Source organism: Phytobacter sp. V69, assembly GCF_965644215.1.
Lineage (GTDB): Bacteria > Pseudomonadota > Gammaproteobacteria > Enterobacterales > Enterobacteriaceae > Phytobacter.
Window position 1 is genome coordinate 13,138 of record NZ_CBFFRL010000053.1, and the last position, 14,452, is coordinate 27,589.

15 protein-coding genes and 1 pseudogene are annotated in these 14,452 nt (G+C 55.7%); 15 read left to right on the plus strand and 1 reads right to left on the minus strand.

Features of this window, described 5'->3' with window-relative positions; all coding sequences use genetic code 11:
* Positions 1–55: 55 nt before the first annotated feature.
* From ACSZPU_RS09800 to ACSZPU_RS09870, 15 genes and pseudogenes are all read left to right on the plus strand, one after another.
* On the plus strand, positions 56–1,648 hold the full coding sequence (locus ACSZPU_RS09800) for a TIGR04028 family ABC transporter substrate-binding protein (protein WP_498998072.1): 1,593 nt from the start codon (positions 56–58) through the stop codon (positions 1,646–1,648).
* 54 nt (positions 1,649–1,702) lie between these two features.
* Positions 1,703–2,647 (plus strand): ABC transporter permease, encoded by a 945-nt coding sequence (locus ACSZPU_RS09805; protein ID WP_498998046.1) that lies wholly within the window; start codon positions 1,703–1,705, stop codon positions 2,645–2,647.
* Positions 2,644–3,504: an ABC transporter permease gene (locus ACSZPU_RS09810; protein ID WP_498998048.1), complete on the plus strand. Its 861-nt coding sequence runs from the start codon at positions 2,644–2,646 to the stop codon at positions 3,502–3,504. Before ACSZPU_RS09805 ends, ACSZPU_RS09810 begins: the two co-directional genes overlap by 4 nt.
* Positions 3,501–5,156: a dipeptide ABC transporter ATP-binding protein gene (locus ACSZPU_RS09815; RefSeq protein WP_498998050.1), complete on the plus strand. Its 1,656-nt coding sequence runs from the start codon at positions 3,501–3,503 to the stop codon at positions 5,154–5,156. Before ACSZPU_RS09810 ends, ACSZPU_RS09815 begins: the two co-directional genes overlap by 4 nt.
* Positions 5,153–6,307: an alkylhydroperoxidase domain protein gene (locus tag ACSZPU_RS09820; RefSeq protein WP_498998052.1), complete on the plus strand. Its 1,155-nt coding sequence runs from the start codon at positions 5,153–5,155 to the stop codon at positions 6,305–6,307. Before ACSZPU_RS09815 ends, ACSZPU_RS09820 begins: the two co-directional genes overlap by 4 nt.
* Positions 6,308–6,559: 252 nt before the next feature.
* Positions 6,560–7,300 carry an amino acid ABC transporter ATP-binding protein gene (locus ACSZPU_RS09825; protein ID WP_498998074.1) on the plus strand — a complete coding sequence of 247 codons (741 nt, stop codon included), beginning with the start codon at positions 6,560–6,562 and terminating at the stop codon, positions 7,298–7,300.
* Between the two features lie 10 nt (positions 7,301–7,310).
* On the plus strand, positions 7,311–8,009 hold the full coding sequence (locus ACSZPU_RS09830) for an amino acid ABC transporter permease (protein WP_498998054.1): 699 nt from the start codon (positions 7,311–7,313) through the stop codon (positions 8,007–8,009).
* A gap of 9 nt (positions 8,010–8,018) precedes the next feature.
* Positions 8,019–8,774, plus strand: coding sequence for an amino acid ABC transporter permease (locus tag ACSZPU_RS09835; RefSeq protein ID WP_498998056.1), 756 nt, complete (start codon positions 8,019–8,021; stop codon positions 8,772–8,774).
* A complete protein-coding gene (locus ACSZPU_RS09840) occupies positions 8,761–9,606 on the plus strand; it encodes a transporter substrate-binding domain-containing protein (RefSeq protein WP_498998058.1) in 846 nt (281 codons plus the stop codon). The genes ACSZPU_RS09835 and ACSZPU_RS09840 overlap by 14 nt, the downstream gene beginning before the upstream one ends.
* A gap of 21 nt (positions 9,607–9,627) precedes the next feature.
* On the plus strand, positions 9,628–10,380 hold the full coding sequence (locus tag ACSZPU_RS09845; RefSeq protein WP_498998060.1) for a VOC family protein: 753 nt from the start codon (positions 9,628–9,630) through the stop codon (positions 10,378–10,380).
* 13 nt (positions 10,381–10,393) lie between these two features.
* Entirely contained in the window at positions 10,394–11,197 is an 804-nt protein-coding gene (locus ACSZPU_RS09850) for a pyrroline-5-carboxylate reductase family protein (protein WP_498998063.1), read from the plus strand.
* Between the two features lie 20 nt (positions 11,198–11,217).
* Complete coding sequence (locus tag ACSZPU_RS09855; protein WP_498998065.1) at positions 11,218–12,105, plus strand: alpha/beta fold hydrolase; 888 nt, start codon at positions 11,218–11,220, stop codon at positions 12,103–12,105.
* A 148-nt stretch (positions 12,106–12,253) separates the two neighbouring features.
* The gene (locus tag ACSZPU_RS09860; RefSeq protein WP_498998066.1) at positions 12,254–13,072 is read left to right on the plus strand and encodes a hypothetical protein; all 819 of its coding nucleotides are present in this window, start codon (positions 12,254–12,256) and stop codon (positions 13,070–13,072) included.
* A 14-nt stretch (positions 13,073–13,086) separates the two neighbouring features.
* Positions 13,087–13,281, plus strand: a pseudogene (locus ACSZPU_RS09865) (hypothetical protein); the annotation flags it as partial.
* Positions 13,282–13,355: 74 nt separating this feature from the next.
* Positions 13,356–14,129: a DUF3750 domain-containing protein gene (locus ACSZPU_RS09870; protein ID WP_498998068.1), complete on the plus strand. Its 774-nt coding sequence runs from the start codon at positions 13,356–13,358 to the stop codon at positions 14,127–14,129.
* Between the two features lie 139 nt (positions 14,130–14,268).
* Here the strand turns inward: ACSZPU_RS09870 and ACSZPU_RS09875 are convergent.
* Positions 14,269–14,452, minus strand: a 184-nt coding sequence (locus ACSZPU_RS09875; RefSeq protein WP_498998070.1) for a hypothetical protein, incomplete at its 5' end; no start/stop codon positions are given.

A 14,452-nucleotide genomic window follows, 5' to 3' on the forward strand; every position in this document is an offset into this window, starting at 1 on the left:
GGAAAAAATAACAATGTCGATTTTGCACTCCACACACAGATTTCGCCTTTTCGCCATGATGGCGCTGGCAGGGATCAGCTCCGCTTCGGTTGCCGCAGAGAATGCGCCTAAAAACGGCGGCACCCTGATCTATCTGGAACAACAGGCATACACCAATCTCTATCCGCCTGCGGGCGGGTTTTACCCGAACGGCGGTATCCTCAACCAGATAACCGACAAGCTCACCTGGCAAAACCCGAAAACCCTGCAAATTGAGCCGTGGATTGCGCAATCCTGGACCACCAATGCGGACTACACCGAGTACACCTTTAAACTTCGCCCTGGTGTGACCTTCTCGGACGGTACGCCGCTTGATGCGAAAGCAGTGGCGAAGAATTTCGATACCTATGGTCTGGGCAATAAAGCCCTCAACCAGCCGGTTTCCGAGGTCATCAACAACTACCTGAAAAGCGAAGTGGTCGATCCGCTGACGGTGAAATTCTTCTTCAAATCACCGTCACCGGGCTTCCTGCAGGGCACCTCTGCCATCGGTTCAGGGCTGGTCTCACTCTCGACACTGGAGAAAAACTTTAACCAGTTGGGCAGTGCGCGCAGCATTATTGGCTCCGGCCCATTTGTGGTCGAAAGCGACCGTCCGGGGCGCGAAGTGAAACTGGTGGCGCGTAAGGACTATAACTGGGCGCCGCCGAGCTTTGCCCATCAGGGACGTCCTTATCTGGATGGCATTAACGTGCTGGTGACGCCGGAAGATAGCGTTCGTATTGGCGCGCTGCTCTCCGGGCAGGCCGATGCGATTCGCCAGATTCAGGCCTACGACGAGAAGCGCGTCGCCGACAAAGGTTTTGCTGTTTATGCTTCCCCCACGCGCGGGGTGAACAACAGCGTCAACTTCCGTCCTGATAACCCGTTGGTGGCCGATCAGAAAGTGCGTGAGGCGCTGCTGCATGCTACTAACACCAAAGAGATTGTCCAGACGCTCTTTTCCACCAACTACCCGCAGGCCACCTCGGTGCTAGCCAAAACGGCGGTGGGCTATGTGGATCTCTCCAACAAGCTGAAATTCGACCCGGCACAGGCGGCACGCCTGCTTGATGAAGCGGGCTGGAAAAGCGGCCCGGACGGCGTACGGCAAAAAGACGGGCAATCCCTGACGCTGACGGCGTACGAATCACCGCCACAGCCACAGAACAAAGAGACGCTGCAACTGTTGGCGCAGCAGTGGGCCAAAGTGGGCGTCAAACTCAACGTGCTGGCGGGTGATGCGGGCAGTAAAACCCTCGATAACCTCGACCCGGCCAAAACCGCTGTTTACCCGACGATGGTTGGCCGTGCCGACCCGGACGTGCTGAAAAGCCAGTACTACCCAACCGTGCGCAATGTACTGCTGCAAAAAGGCGGTGCCAGCGACAAGGTTAAGCAGTTTGAGGACAGCCATCTGAACGGGTTACTCGATGGCATCGCTTCGGCCACCACACAGGACAAGCGCATCGCGCTGGTCAACGAGGTGCAGCAATACCTTATCGATAAAGCCTACGTGATCCCTATCTTTGAAGAGCCGCAGGTCTATGCCGGGGCGCCGTCCACCAAAGGGCTGAGCTTCGAAGCCGTAGGTCGCCCGAGTTTTTACAACACCTGGTTAGATAAATAAGGCACGGGTTTCCCCTCGCCATTGGGCGAGGGGCACCGTGATAGAGGAAATGCCATGGTCAGATATCTGACGGTACGTTTTGGTCAGGCACTGATAGTGTTGTGGGCCGTCTTTACGCTCTCTTTTGTGCTGTTACAGGCGCTACCGGGCGACGCTATCCTGATCAAATTCCAGAATCCGGATCTCGGGCTGAGTGCGGATCAAATCGCCCAGCTGCGCCTGAGCTATGGCGCTGACACGCCAGTGCTGACGCAATATGTTCACGCGGTACTCAGCCTGCTGAAAGGGGATTTCGGCCTTTCCCTGCAATCCGGCGTGCCGGTCAGCGAATTGCTGAGCGAGAACCTGCCTTCCACGCTGCTGCTGGCCCTGTTAGGGCTGATTATCGCCACCTTGCTGGCCTTTGTGCTGGCCGGGCTTTCGTTCCTGACGCCGTTTAGCTGGCTGCGCGCAGCGCTGCAATCGCTGCCGTCACTGTTTATTTCGGTGCCGACCTTCTGGCTTGGCATCGTGTTAATCCAGATTTTTTCCTTCCAGTTGGGGTGGATCCCGGTTATCAACCTAGGTCCGTGGCAGGGGCTGATTCTGCCAACGCTGACCCTCGCACTGCCGATTTCGGCACCGCTGGCGCAAATTCTGATGCGTAGTATCGACCAGGTGCAAACCCAGCCGTTTGTCGCCGTGGCGCGCGCGAAAGGAGCCAGCCGGGCGGGTGTATTGTGGCGGCACGTGCTGGGAAATGCGCTGTTGCCAACGCTGACCGTGGCAGGGCTGTTACTGGGCGAACTCATCGCCGGGGCGCTGATAACCGAAACAGTATTTGGGCGCAGTGGTCTGGGGCAACTGACTCAGGACGCTGTCAACACCCAGGACAGCAGCGTGTTACAGGCCATCGTGGTGATTTCCGCCAGCGCCTTCGTGGTGATCAACCTCGGCATCGACCTGCTCTATCCCTTGCTCGATCCCCGACTGAAAAACAGCACAGGAGTCGCCTCATGACGGTCGTTCCTCAGGGGAAGCTCAGCTTCCCGTCATTACACAAACGCCTTCGCGTGCCCCGTATTACGCTGCGTCCGGGGCTGATCGCCGCCTGGCTGGTCCTGCTGACCGTCGTGCTCTGGGCGCTGTTTCCCGCCTGGTTCACCCATTTCAGCCCGACTGAAGGCGTGGCGGGCGCACAGCGTCTTGCCCCAGGAGACGGCTATCTGCTGGGCACTGACCAACTGGGTCGCGACCTGTATACCCGCATTGTCTACGGTGCCGTGCACTCGCTTTCTGGCGCGCTTATTGCGGTCGGTCTCGGCCTGGCGCTGGGCAGCCTGCTGGGATTACTGGCCGGTGCGCTTGGGGGCAGGCTCGATAGCCTGATCATGCGCGTAATCGATATTCTGCTGGCCATTCCGGGCCTGCTGCTGGCGCTGAGCGTCATCATTCTGCTGGGTTTCGCCACGGTGAACGCTGCCATCGCGGTGGGGATCACCTCGATTGCCAGCTTTACCCGCCTGGTGCGGGGCGAAACCCTGCGCGTACGCCACAGTGATTTTGTCGAAGCGGCATGGGGCAGCGGTGGTACCTTCTTTAGCGTGCTGTTACGCCATATCGTACCTAACGCCTTAAGCACCGTCTTCGCCTTTGCCGCACTGCAGTTCGGCAGCGCGATTCTGGCTATTTCGACCCTCAGCTTCCTGGGTTACGGCGCACCGCCACCGACCCCGGAGTGGGGATTGCTGATCGCCGAAGGGCGTAACTACCTTTCAACCGCCTGGTGGCTGACCGCCTTCCCGGGGATTGTCGTCGTACTGGTAGTGCTGGCGGCCAACCGTGTCAGCCAGTCTTTACGCAGGGGGCAAGCATGAGTCTGAACCTGAGTCTGCAACAGAGCAGCGCAACCGTACCGGTACTGGAACTGGAGGATGTCACCATTCGCTATCGTACCGCCGAAGGCGATCGCACGGTGGTGGAAGGGGTGTCATTTCAGATCAATCCCGGTGAAGTGGTGGCGCTGGTGGGGGAGTCTGGTTCGGGCAAAACCACTACGGCACAGGCGGTGATTGGCTTGCTCAGTGAAAACGGTCACCTGACCCGTGGGGCGATTCGCCTGAACGGCACCGATATTAGTCGCTGGTCGCAAAAGCAGCTGGACGGCATTCGCGGCGCGCGTATCAGCCTGATTCCCCAGGACCCCACCAGTTCGCTCAACCCGGTCAAAACCATTGGTGCCCAGGTTGATGAGATTCTGCGTTTACATCAGCGTGTACCCCGGCAGGTGATTCGCCAGCAGACTCTTGCGCTGCTGACCCGCGTCGGGCTGACGCAGCCTGAGCTGCGCGCCCGGCAATATCCGTATCAGCTTTCGGGCGGGATGAAACAGCGGGTGCTGATCGCCATTGCCATTGCGCTGAAACCCGCGCTGATTATCGCCGATGAGCCCACCAGCGCGCTGGACGTGACGGTGCAAAAACGGGTGCTGGATTTACTGGATGAGCTACGCCGCGAAAGCGGTACCGCCGTGCTGTTTGTGACCCATGATTTGGGCGTGGCGGCAGAGCGTGCCGACCGGCTGCTGGTCTTCCAGCATGGACATGTCCAGGAACAAGGCCCGATTCAGGTGGTGTTGCAGGCTCCCCGCAGCCAGTATGCCAGAGCGTTGCTGGCGGATGTGCCGTCGCTTAATCCCACGCCGCGCGCGCCGCGGGCAAGCGGCGGTGATGTGGTGATTCGGGTGGAGAATCTGGTCCAGAACTATCCGCTTTCCGGGGACAACAAAACGACGTTTCGCGCGGTGGATAATCTGTCGTTTAACGTTGAACGCGGCACCACGCACGCCATCGTCGGGGAGTCGGGTTCGGGGAAAACCACCACCGCGCGCAGCCTGCTCGGCTTTCATCGCCCCACCAGCGGGCAGATTTTGATCGCAGGGACGGACATCACCCGTTTAAAAGGGGAGACGCTGCGCCAGTTCCGGCAAAAAATTCAGCTGGTCTACCAGAACCCGTTCAGTTCACTCGATCCTGCACAGCGCCTGTTCGACATTGTAGAAGAGCCCCTGCGCAACTTTGGTCGCTTCGACCGGGCAACGCGGGTGCAGAAAGTACACGAGATGTTTGAGCGCGTGGCACTGCCGCCCGAGCTACTGACCCGCAAACCGCATGAGCTGTCCGGTGGCCAGCGCCAGCGCGTGGCCATTGCACGAGCGCTGATTCTGGAACCCCAGGTGCTGGTGCTCGACGAAGCGGTTTCCGCCCTCGACGTGACGGTCCAGGCACAAATTCTGCGCCTGCTGGATACGCTGCAGCGCGAACTCGGCCTGACCTATCTGTTTATCTCCCACGATCTCTCCGTGGTGCGGCAAATCGCCGACACCGTGAGCGTGTTGCACCATGGTAAACAGGTGGAATCCGGCCCGGTGGAACACATTTTTAGCCATTCCCATGACCCTTACACGCGGGAGTTGATCGACGCCATTCCCGGCATGACGCACCGTACTCAACAGCAGGAGACTTTATGACGTTGCATGACCCCCAGATCCCCGAAAAAGAGACCACGCTGCACGCCTATGATCTGCTCGACAGCCTGGCCGAGATTGCACCGCAAAGTGAACTGGCCGCCGCTCGCCAGACGCGTGATGCGGCAGCGCGCCACACTCAGGGCAGCTATGAGGCGCTTTTTTCCGCAAGCGTTGTACAGGGAAAATTAACGCTTGCCGTGCAATTCTGGCTGGCGGCGCAAATTGCCAGCTGGCTGCGGGACAGCATTTTGCAGCGCTATTACGAGCAACGCGCGAAAGCCACAGGCGCCCCGAACGTGACTCCGGCACTGAACGTGGCACTGGCTCATGCCAGAACGCTCACGCTGCACCCCGTCAACGCACAGGCGAGCGACTTACAGGCTTTGCTGGACGCCGGATGGGCAGAAGACGACATTGTGACGCTGTCGCAATTGACGGCCTTTGTCAGCTTCCAGAGCCGTTTATTGCGTGGCTATCGTTTACTGGCAGGCCATGACGTGGACACGCCGCCAGCACAGGATGCTGTCGCCGGGGAGTGGCATACTCAGCCTCAGACGCTTACGGGCAAACGCGCACCGGTTGCCTTTACCGAGGCGGAGCTTGGCTGGGAACCGTGGATTGCGGCAAAAGCGCTGGGAGACTTTAGCGCCGATGAGCAGGTCATCCTGGCCCGCTTCGGCCATAGCGAGTCGGACTATTTCCGCCTGCTGGGGCGTAATCTTCCGGTCCTTGAGCAGCGCACGCTGACCGATAAAGGCATTTTCTATACCGCATCGGGCTTGTCGCGTGCCGAACGCGAGCTGGCGGCAGCCGTCGCCAGTAAGGTCAACGGATGCATTTACTGCGCCTCGGTTCATGCGCGCAAAGCCAGCCAGCTCTCTAAACAGCAGGCGGCGGTGCAGCATTTGTTGGCGATTGCCCCCGGTGGCGATCTGACGCAGGGCCAGTCCCCACGCTGGCAGGCGGTTATCCGTTTCGCCGCGCGTCTGTCCAGTACGCCCGAGCAGGCCAACGCGCAGGATGTGGCACTGTTGCGCGAGCAGGGGCTGAACACCCTGGAGATCCTGGATCTGGTGCAATCCGCGGCCTTCTTTGCCTGGGCCAATCGCCTGATGCTGACACTCGGCGAACCTTACTGGCCACAAGAGTAAGCCGTTAAAAAGAATCTACGGGATGATCCGCGACGATAAAGCGTGGATCATTCTTTCTCCCGCCTTTATTTCCTCTTAATCGTTTGCCTGTATTCATTCCCGGAAAACGGCCGTTTCGAAAATCTGTTTTTCAACTTTGGATATGTTTTTTTCTTGTTTGTCTTTATAGACCCCGCAGCAATATAGTTTTTGTAAAGAAAGAGATGCACCGTTGTGCATTTATCAGGGATCGCCCGCTGCGAAAATAGAATGATGATTGCTATTGAGAAAATCAGTAAAAGTTTTACTGGCGAAAAAATACTGAAAGAGGTTTCGCTGTCCATCGATGCAGGGGAAATTATCTGTATTATTGGCCCGAGTGGTTCGGGGAAAACAACGTTATTGCGCACATTGAATTTTCTGGAGCCTGCCGACAGCGGGAAAATAAAAATCGACGATGCCGTCGTTGATTGCGCGAAGGCCGGAAAAAAAGAGATTGAAAAAATACGCGCGAAAACAGCGATGGTCTTTCAATCCTGGAATTTATTTCACAATCTCACCGCACTGCAAAATATTACCGAAGGGCTGATCTATGCGCAAAAACGCCCGCGTCAGGAGGCCATCGCCGCCGCCGAACGTCTGCTAAAACAGGTCGGGTTGCTGCATAAAAAAGACCATTACCCCAACAGCTTGTCCGGTGGGCAGAAACAGCGTATTGGCATAGCTCGTGCGCTGGCGATTAACCCGGCGGTGCTGTTACTCGATGAGCCTACCTCGGCGCTGGACCCAGAGAAAGTCGGCGAAGTCCTGACGCTGATTCAGGAGATTGCCGCCAACGGGCAAACGATGATTATCGTGACCCATGAAATGGAATTTGCCCGCCAGGTCGCCTCGAGGGTGGTGTTTATGGAAAACGGGGAAATCGTCGAGCAAGGGCCGCCAGCGCAGATCTTTGGCGCAGCCCTGCACACGCGGACACAGGCGTTTCTGGCCCGATTACAGTTCCACTCCTGAGGCGAATACCATGAATCCACAACCTTTATTGCGTCTCGATGACCTGCTGTTCATCGTGCCGAAATTACTGGAAAACCTGCCGGTTACGCTGGGGATTACGCTGGCCTCTTTGATGCTCGGTCTGGCACTTGGCCTGGTGACCGTGGTGTTGCAGTTTAGCCGTTCGCGGCTGCTAAGATGGCTGGCGAAGGCATATACCGATGTGCTGCGCGGGGCGCCGCTGGCGCTGTTAATCCTGCTCTTTTTCTTCGGCGGCAAACTGATTCTCTCGGTGCTGGAACTCCCCGCGCTGCTGATTAGTGATACAACCTTTGCCATCTTGTCTATCTCCGTTGGCATTAGCCCTTATTTTGCCGAAATGATGCGCTCGGCATGGAACGCCGTGGATATCGGACAAAAGGAGGCGATACGCAGCCTGAATATTCCCTGGCATATTGGCATTGCGCACGTCATTTTCCCGCAGGGGCTCATTATCGCCATTCCTAATTTCGGCAATCTGTTAATCAACCTCGTGAAGATGACTTCGCTGGTGAATATTATCGGTATTGTCGATATTTTTGGCCGGGCACAGAAAATTTCGCAAAACAGTTACGGTGCAAAACAGGTTGCGGCATTTATTAGCGTCATCCTCGTTTACTGGCTGCTTAACATGATTATCTTTTATCTCACGAGCCGTATTGAGAAAAAATACCAATATTTACTGGAGTAAAAGACGACCATGTTTAGCCTTGATTTTATCCGGGATAATTTCACTTTTATATTAAGCGCACTGCCAGTCACGCTACTGATCACCTTTTTATCATTAATTTTTTCGACGTTATTAGGCGGTGTGCTGGCTTGGGTGATGATTCGCGACCTGGCGTACGTGAAATATCTGGTGACGGTGTTTATCTCTTTTGGCCGCTCCATCCCGATGCTGGTGATGCTCTATTTTGTTTTTTATGTCTGGCCGTGGCTGGCTCATGGGCTGTTTGGCGGGCCGCAGGAGACGCCGTTCAGCTACAAGCTCTCACCGCTGGTTGCCGCCGTGGCTGCTTTTTCCGTGGTGTTTAGCGCCTATTTTGCCGAAACCTTTCGCTCCGCGTGGAATGCGGTGGAAAAAGGGCAACGCGAGGCCGCGTGGTCGATAGGGTTGAGCGGTTTTACCCAGTTTCGACGCATTATTTTTCCGCAGGCGGCGGTATCTGCGCTACCCAACTACACCAGCGTCCTGATTGATCTGATTAAGGATACGTCGCTGGTTTATACCATCACGGTGGTGGATGTGATGGCAAAAGCAAATATCGCGGCGGCACGCGGTTTTCACTATGTAGAGGCCTATTGCATCGTCCTGATTATTTATATTGCGCTCTGTCTGGTCCTGACCCGGATATTGCGACATATCGAGGTGTATATCAGTAACCGGTGGAAAAGCCATGCAGCAAAAGTGGTTCCATCTCACTCATTTTGGGGAAAGAAATATGTTCAAAAATAAGGCGTTATTGGTCAGTTCGCTGCTGTTGGCAATGCAGGTTACGGCGGTACAGGCAGTAGAAAAAAGTCCGGATGCCGAAACCGTGGAAGTGGTGGTGAATGCCAACGGCTTCCCGTTTAGCTTTGTGGACGATAACAATAATATTACCGGTTACGACGGTGAGTTATTAAAAGTCATCGACCAGAAGCTCACCAACTATAAATTCCATTTTAATGCGGTCTCCCGCGATGCCATGATCGTCGGTCTGTCCACTGGCGGATATACCCTCGCGGCAGACCACTTTTATCTGACCAAAGAGCGCGCGGCCCAATACGCCTATTCCGGCCAGCCTTCGGGCATCAGCGACCTGCGTTTAATTGTGCGTAACAATGAAAACGATATTCATACGCTGGGCGATCTGGCGAGCGGGAAGAAGAAACTGGTGCCGATTCATACGTCTGATGCGCGCTACACCGTGATTGATAACTACAACAAAAAGCACCCAGGCCAGCAAATCAACCTGCAACCGAACGGTGAGCAGTCGGCGGCAGACATTTTCAAAGCCGTTGCTTCGGGTGAATACGATGCGGCTATCTACCCGATTGGTGCCCTACTGGCGTTAAACAAAGCCCTCAATCTGAACCTGAAAGCGTCCGAGTCAGTCGGCCTGTTCCCCAACGTCTATTTATACAAAAAGAATGCTGACCCGAAGCTGATCAAAGCTATCGATACCGAGCTTGAAGCCCTCAAAAAAGACGGCACGCTCGCCGCACTTTCCCGCAAATGGTACGACGAAGATGTGTATGGCCTGCCGGGTGCGGACAACGTCAAAGTGAACACCGACTGGGAATAATCGCACAAGGGGAGGGTTTTAATGACCACATTACAATGGGATCACGCCGTACAGTTTGTGAACCAGCCGGACGAGGCGATTGCCATCTTCACCGGGCAGAAGCTTAACGCGCTCGCCGGTGGGCGACACCCTGGCTGGGGAACCTGGAATGCACTCAGTTATTTCGGGCTGACCTATATCGAATTTCTCGCTATCTACGACCCTGCGGAGCTGGCGTCGGCGCAGGCCGATTTTTTGCTCTCCCGCGACGCGGCGCAGTTGTTACCGGAAAACCAGGCGCTGCATCGGGTAGCACTGCGTACCGATGACATTGACCAGACGCACGCGGAGTTGCGCAGCAAAGGACTGCGGGTCTCGCCGATTGTCGACGGCCAGCGTAACGACCCGCAGGGCAACGTCATTAGCTGGCGTATCTTCACCATTGACGGGGATTTTAACGGCCTGCCGTATCCCTTTGTTCTGCAATGGGGAGAGGACGATAACACACGCCTGGCGCGACTACGCGCTCAGGGGCTCGACAGCCCACACCCCGCAGGTGACGTGGCATTGCAGAACGCCATTTTTGAGGTGCAAGACCCGCAGACGGCACGCGCCCACTGGCACGCGCTGTTTGGTTTTACTGAGCAGACGCAAGGGCTGGCGGTGGGGCAACAGCACTTTCTTTTTCGCCAGGGGCCAGCCAACCGGCTAGTCGAACTGGTCTTTCACGTCTCTGACCCGACGCTGAAAGGCCAACGTTTTCGCGTGGGCAACGGCGAATACCATTTTCAATAAGGAGTGATTGCTGATGGCAAAAGTCCATTTTATTGGTGCCGGGCAAATGGCGGAGGCCATTATTCGTGCCTCGCTGGCGTCAGGCACGCTACGCGCCGAAGAGATTACGCTTGAGGATATCGACCCGAGTCGCATCGCGCTGCTCGCTGAACGCTATGGTCTGGCGCAAAAACAGCCGCGTGAAGAGGCGGTGCGCGAGGCCATGCTGGTGGTGTTGGGGATCCGCCCGCAGGACGACCTGGCGAGTGTGGCAGAACGTATTCGACCCCAGCTTTCTGGAGCAACCACGGTGATCTCCCTGATTGCCGGGGTGACGCTGCACAAACTGGAAACCACGTTGGGGGAGGGCAAGCCCATTGCCCGCGTTATCCCGAATACGCTGACCGATACCGGGTTTGGTTACAGCGGAGTGGTGCTAAACGCGCAGGCGAGCGCCGAAAAGGTTGAGCCTTTTCTCAACGGCTTTGGCAAGGTGCTGTATCTGCCGGAGCGGCTTATCGATATCTTTACCGGCTTCGGTGTCGCCGGGCCGAACTACATTTATTACTTTATCGACTCGTTTACCGATGCAGGCGTGTTGGCCGGTCTGTCGCGCGTGCAGGCAAGTGAGGTGGTGCTGGAAAATCTGCAGGGAGCAGTCGAGATGCTACGCCTGAGCCAGAAACATCCACGGCAGCTTCTGGATATCAATAACTCCCCGGCGGGCGTTGGGATCCATGGGCTGTATGAGCTTAATAACAGCGACTTCGCCGCAGGTTTGCAACGCAGCGTGCTGGCGGCAGTAAAACGCACCCGAGAGTTGGGTGAGGTACAGTAAAGGTTATCAGGAGCGATCGTATGAAGAGAAAAAACAGGCTATTCCTCGCCGGACTGCTCTGTGTAATGGGGACGTTGAGCAGCGCTGTGACTTATGCGGTCACTCCTCAATCCCCGATTGCCTGGGGAGAACGCTGGAAACAGTTGCCGCGAACTCCGGCCCCCGTTGCCGCGCTGAAACCTGCGTACGCCAGCGTAAACGGCATCCAGCTCTATTACGCCACCACCGGAGCGGGGACACCGGTGGTACTGCTTCACGGCGGGCTGGCGAATTCCGATTACTGGGGGGAACAAGTTGCCGCGCTGGCAAAACATCACAAGGTCATTGTGGTAGACAGCCGGGGTCATGGGCGCAGTACGCGCGATGAGCGGCCGTACAGCTACGACTTAATGAGTGATGATGTGGTGGCGTTGCTCGATCATCTGAACATTAAGAAAGCGGATATTGTGGGCTGGAGCGATGGCGGGATTATCGGTATCGATCTGGCGATTCGCCACCCGACGCGCGTGAACCGCATTTTCTCCTTTGCTCCCAATACCAAAACCAGCGGCGTAAAACCGGATACCGAGAAGAACCCGGTCTTTGCCAGCTATATCGAACGGGCGGGCAATGAGTATCGCAAGCTTTCCAAAACCCCGGATCAGTACGACGCCTTTGTCGATCAGATAGGCCATATGTGGGCAACCCAGCCCAACTGGAGCGATGAGGATCTCAAGAAGGTAACTACTCCGGTGCTGATTGTCGACGGCGATCATGATGAGGCCATCGTGCGCGAGCATCTGGAATACATCGCCAATACCATTCCGAATGCCGGATTGCTTATTTTGCCAAACACCAGCCACTTCGCGTTTATTCAGGCACCGAAAGAGTTCAACGAGGCTATTCTGAACTTTATCGATTACAAGTGATATTGCGGCCGGGTAACCGGCCGTATTAAGGGGCCGACCTGTTTCCACAGAGACCTTTTAACACCCACCTGAACAAAATAACTATGGTTTAACAGAACCTTGCCGATAACAATCTCACTGAAACTCTCTTAGCAGGGAAAATGCATAAATGAATCTGGCAACCTTTCTGGGTAAACAGGTGCTTGGCATACTGGCGGGTTACCAACAGGACAACGTGGTTATCCACGTCTGTGGTGTTTTTATTCAGTCTGATAATAGCCTGCGGGTGTACTTCCCGAAAGGGCATGCGCTGTCGGTAGGGGATTTAGTCACCCTGCATCTGGATAACCGTTCGGGTGTGGATGAGTTCGACGCGGAAATCAGCGTCTACCGCGCCTCCTATAAAGGCCGTGTGATGAGCCAGGAAGAGGACTGGGTGGTGGTCGCGCCACGGGAATGCCAGCTGATTCACGGCATGAGCGTGGTGTATGAGATCCGGGAAGAGGGCTATGCGTTCCCAACGGATGACCGGCCTGAACTGCCGGTGCCCTTTACCCGGCTTCGCGAGATGCCTGAGCCGGAAGCGAAGGATGCGGTGAATAAAGTTGGCGTGCTGATTACGATGGCCAACGAGCAGCCGCATACCACGGTGCTGGCGTTTTTATCCTCCGTTGATGATGATATTTTCCTCATCACCTTCCCGCAGATGTTCAAATCCAAACTGCTCAAACGCAATCCACACTGCTTTTTTGCCATGGATGAACGCGCTCACTACACCTTTGAGCGGGCGATAGAGTGGAACTACACCATCGTGGAAGGGGAGGCCTCGCAGGTGCCGTCAGATAGCCCACTTTACGAGACCATTCGCGAAGAATTTATTCGCAAAAACCCCTGGGAGATGGGCTTCTTCCTGCAACCCGATATAGAGATGTACCACATCAAACGTCGACAGCTGGTGTGCTCCGGTTCACAAGGAACGGTGCGCTAGTTTCTGGCACGAATGCCACCGGTTTTCGCATTTATGGCATCAAGGTTTTCCCGGTGGCTGACATGCTGCCCGCGCTGCTATTTGCCATGCCAATTTCAGCCATGTGGATACACTTTTTCGAACTCACCACTCGTGTATGCGTGCCTGATTCTCCCCTGGGAAGGGGAGTGCTGCCAGGCGCACAACTTTCCTTTTACGTTATGTGCTAAGGGCATACTGCGGTACAAAAAACGACAGTATACTCACCGGATGCGTCGTTATTCCCTTCTGATTACAGAGTGCCATGACCCCGATAAAAACCCTTTGCCTGACTCTTTTTTGCATCATGTTGCTTTCCCTTATTGCCAGCCTCGCCCAGGCGATGCACCAGCGGGATTTGCGGGCGCAGGAAGGATGGTGGGCTGCCCGGCGTGATTCTTCTGGCATGGCACCCGATGCCCGGCAAAATGCTCAACTGGCGATTATTCAGGTGTATGCCGCGCCAACGTGGGGCTGGAAAGGTGTTGTGGCCGTGCATCCGTGGATTGTGTTTAAACGCGCCGGGGAGATGCAGTACAACCGCTATGAGGTCATCAGTTGGGGTGGGGGCGACAAAATTCGTCACAATAGCAATACGCCGGATGGTTACTGGTACGGGGCGAAGCCCCTACTGCTCGTAGAACACCGTGGCGCAGAGGCCGAAGCGATGATTCCGCAGATTGAAGCTGCCATCGCCTCTTATCCGTGGCCGGATACCTATCACGCCTGGCCCGGCCCCAACAGCAATACCTTTATTGCCCATATCGGGCGTGAAGTGCCTGCGCTGAAACTCGATATGCCCGCCAATGCGGTGGGCAAAGATTTTCGCTCGCTGCTCAACCCCATCGGTTTACCCCCGTCCGGGCGCGGCGTGCAGGTATCACTGCTCGGTGTCGCGGGCATTACGCTCGGTGCCGAAGAGGGGTTTGAACTCAACGTGTTAGGCCTGAGCATGGGGCTGGATTTCACACCTCTACGCTTACGCCTGCCGTTTATTGGCGGCTTGGGTCGCGATAATATGCGAAATAATGAGTCGTGATGCTACCTGTTGCCCTGAATTGGCGGTAAGGGTTATTGTCGTCGTTTTTCATGCTGAAATTCTGCCATGTAGTATTTTTTTTACTTCTGAATAGATGCGAAATAATTACGTACAAAAAATATATCGCGCCGTAACGTATTTAGTACGGTGCGATATTCTGGTTAAAAATGGATTGAGGGTGGAAATTTATTACATAGGGTTTTGCTAATACTTCTTTAAGCTGTGCTGTAATAGAATATGAGTTGATGGCGGATTCAACTCCGAAGTGCAACGCTAAGCCGCCAATCTTAGCTCTGCAAACACCACAGACGGTTGCCTGAATC

Bases quoted from the DNA above. Each gene is read 5' to 3' on its own strand.
- ACSZPU_RS09800 (WP_498998072.1), top strand. From the start codon at position 56: ATGATGGCGCTGGCAGGGATCAGCTCCGCTTCGGTTGCCGCAGAGAAT.
- ACSZPU_RS09805 (WP_498998046.1), top strand. From the start codon at position 1,703: ATGGTCAGATATCTGACGGTACGTTTTGGTCAGGCACTGATAGTGTTG.
- ACSZPU_RS09810 (WP_498998048.1), top strand. From the start codon at position 2,644: ATGACGGTCGTTCCTCAGGGGAAGCTCAGCTTCCCGTCATTACACAAA.
- ACSZPU_RS09815 (WP_498998050.1), top strand. From the start codon at position 3,501: ATGAGTCTGAACCTGAGTCTGCAACAGAGCAGCGCAACCGTACCGGTA.
- ACSZPU_RS09820 (WP_498998052.1), top strand. From the start codon at position 5,153: ATGACGTTGCATGACCCCCAGATCCCCGAAAAAGAGACCACGCTGCAC.
- ACSZPU_RS09825 (WP_498998074.1), top strand. From the start codon at position 6,560: ATGATTGCTATTGAGAAAATCAGTAAAAGTTTTACTGGCGAAAAAATA.
- ACSZPU_RS09830 (WP_498998054.1), top strand. From the start codon at position 7,311: ATGAATCCACAACCTTTATTGCGTCTCGATGACCTGCTGTTCATCGTG.
- ACSZPU_RS09835 (WP_498998056.1), top strand. From the start codon at position 8,019: ATGTTTAGCCTTGATTTTATCCGGGATAATTTCACTTTTATATTAAGC.
- ACSZPU_RS09840 (WP_498998058.1), top strand. From the start codon at position 8,761: ATGTTCAAAAATAAGGCGTTATTGGTCAGTTCGCTGCTGTTGGCAATG.
- ACSZPU_RS09845 (WP_498998060.1), top strand. From the start codon at position 9,628: ATGACCACATTACAATGGGATCACGCCGTACAGTTTGTGAACCAGCCG.
- ACSZPU_RS09850 (WP_498998063.1), top strand. From the start codon at position 10,394: ATGGCAAAAGTCCATTTTATTGGTGCCGGGCAAATGGCGGAGGCCATT.
- ACSZPU_RS09855 (WP_498998065.1), top strand. From the start codon at position 11,218: ATGAAGAGAAAAAACAGGCTATTCCTCGCCGGACTGCTCTGTGTAATG.
- ACSZPU_RS09860 (WP_498998066.1), top strand. From the start codon at position 12,254: ATGAATCTGGCAACCTTTCTGGGTAAACAGGTGCTTGGCATACTGGCG.
- ACSZPU_RS09870 (WP_498998068.1), top strand. From the start codon at position 13,356: ATGACCCCGATAAAAACCCTTTGCCTGACTCTTTTTTGCATCATGTTG.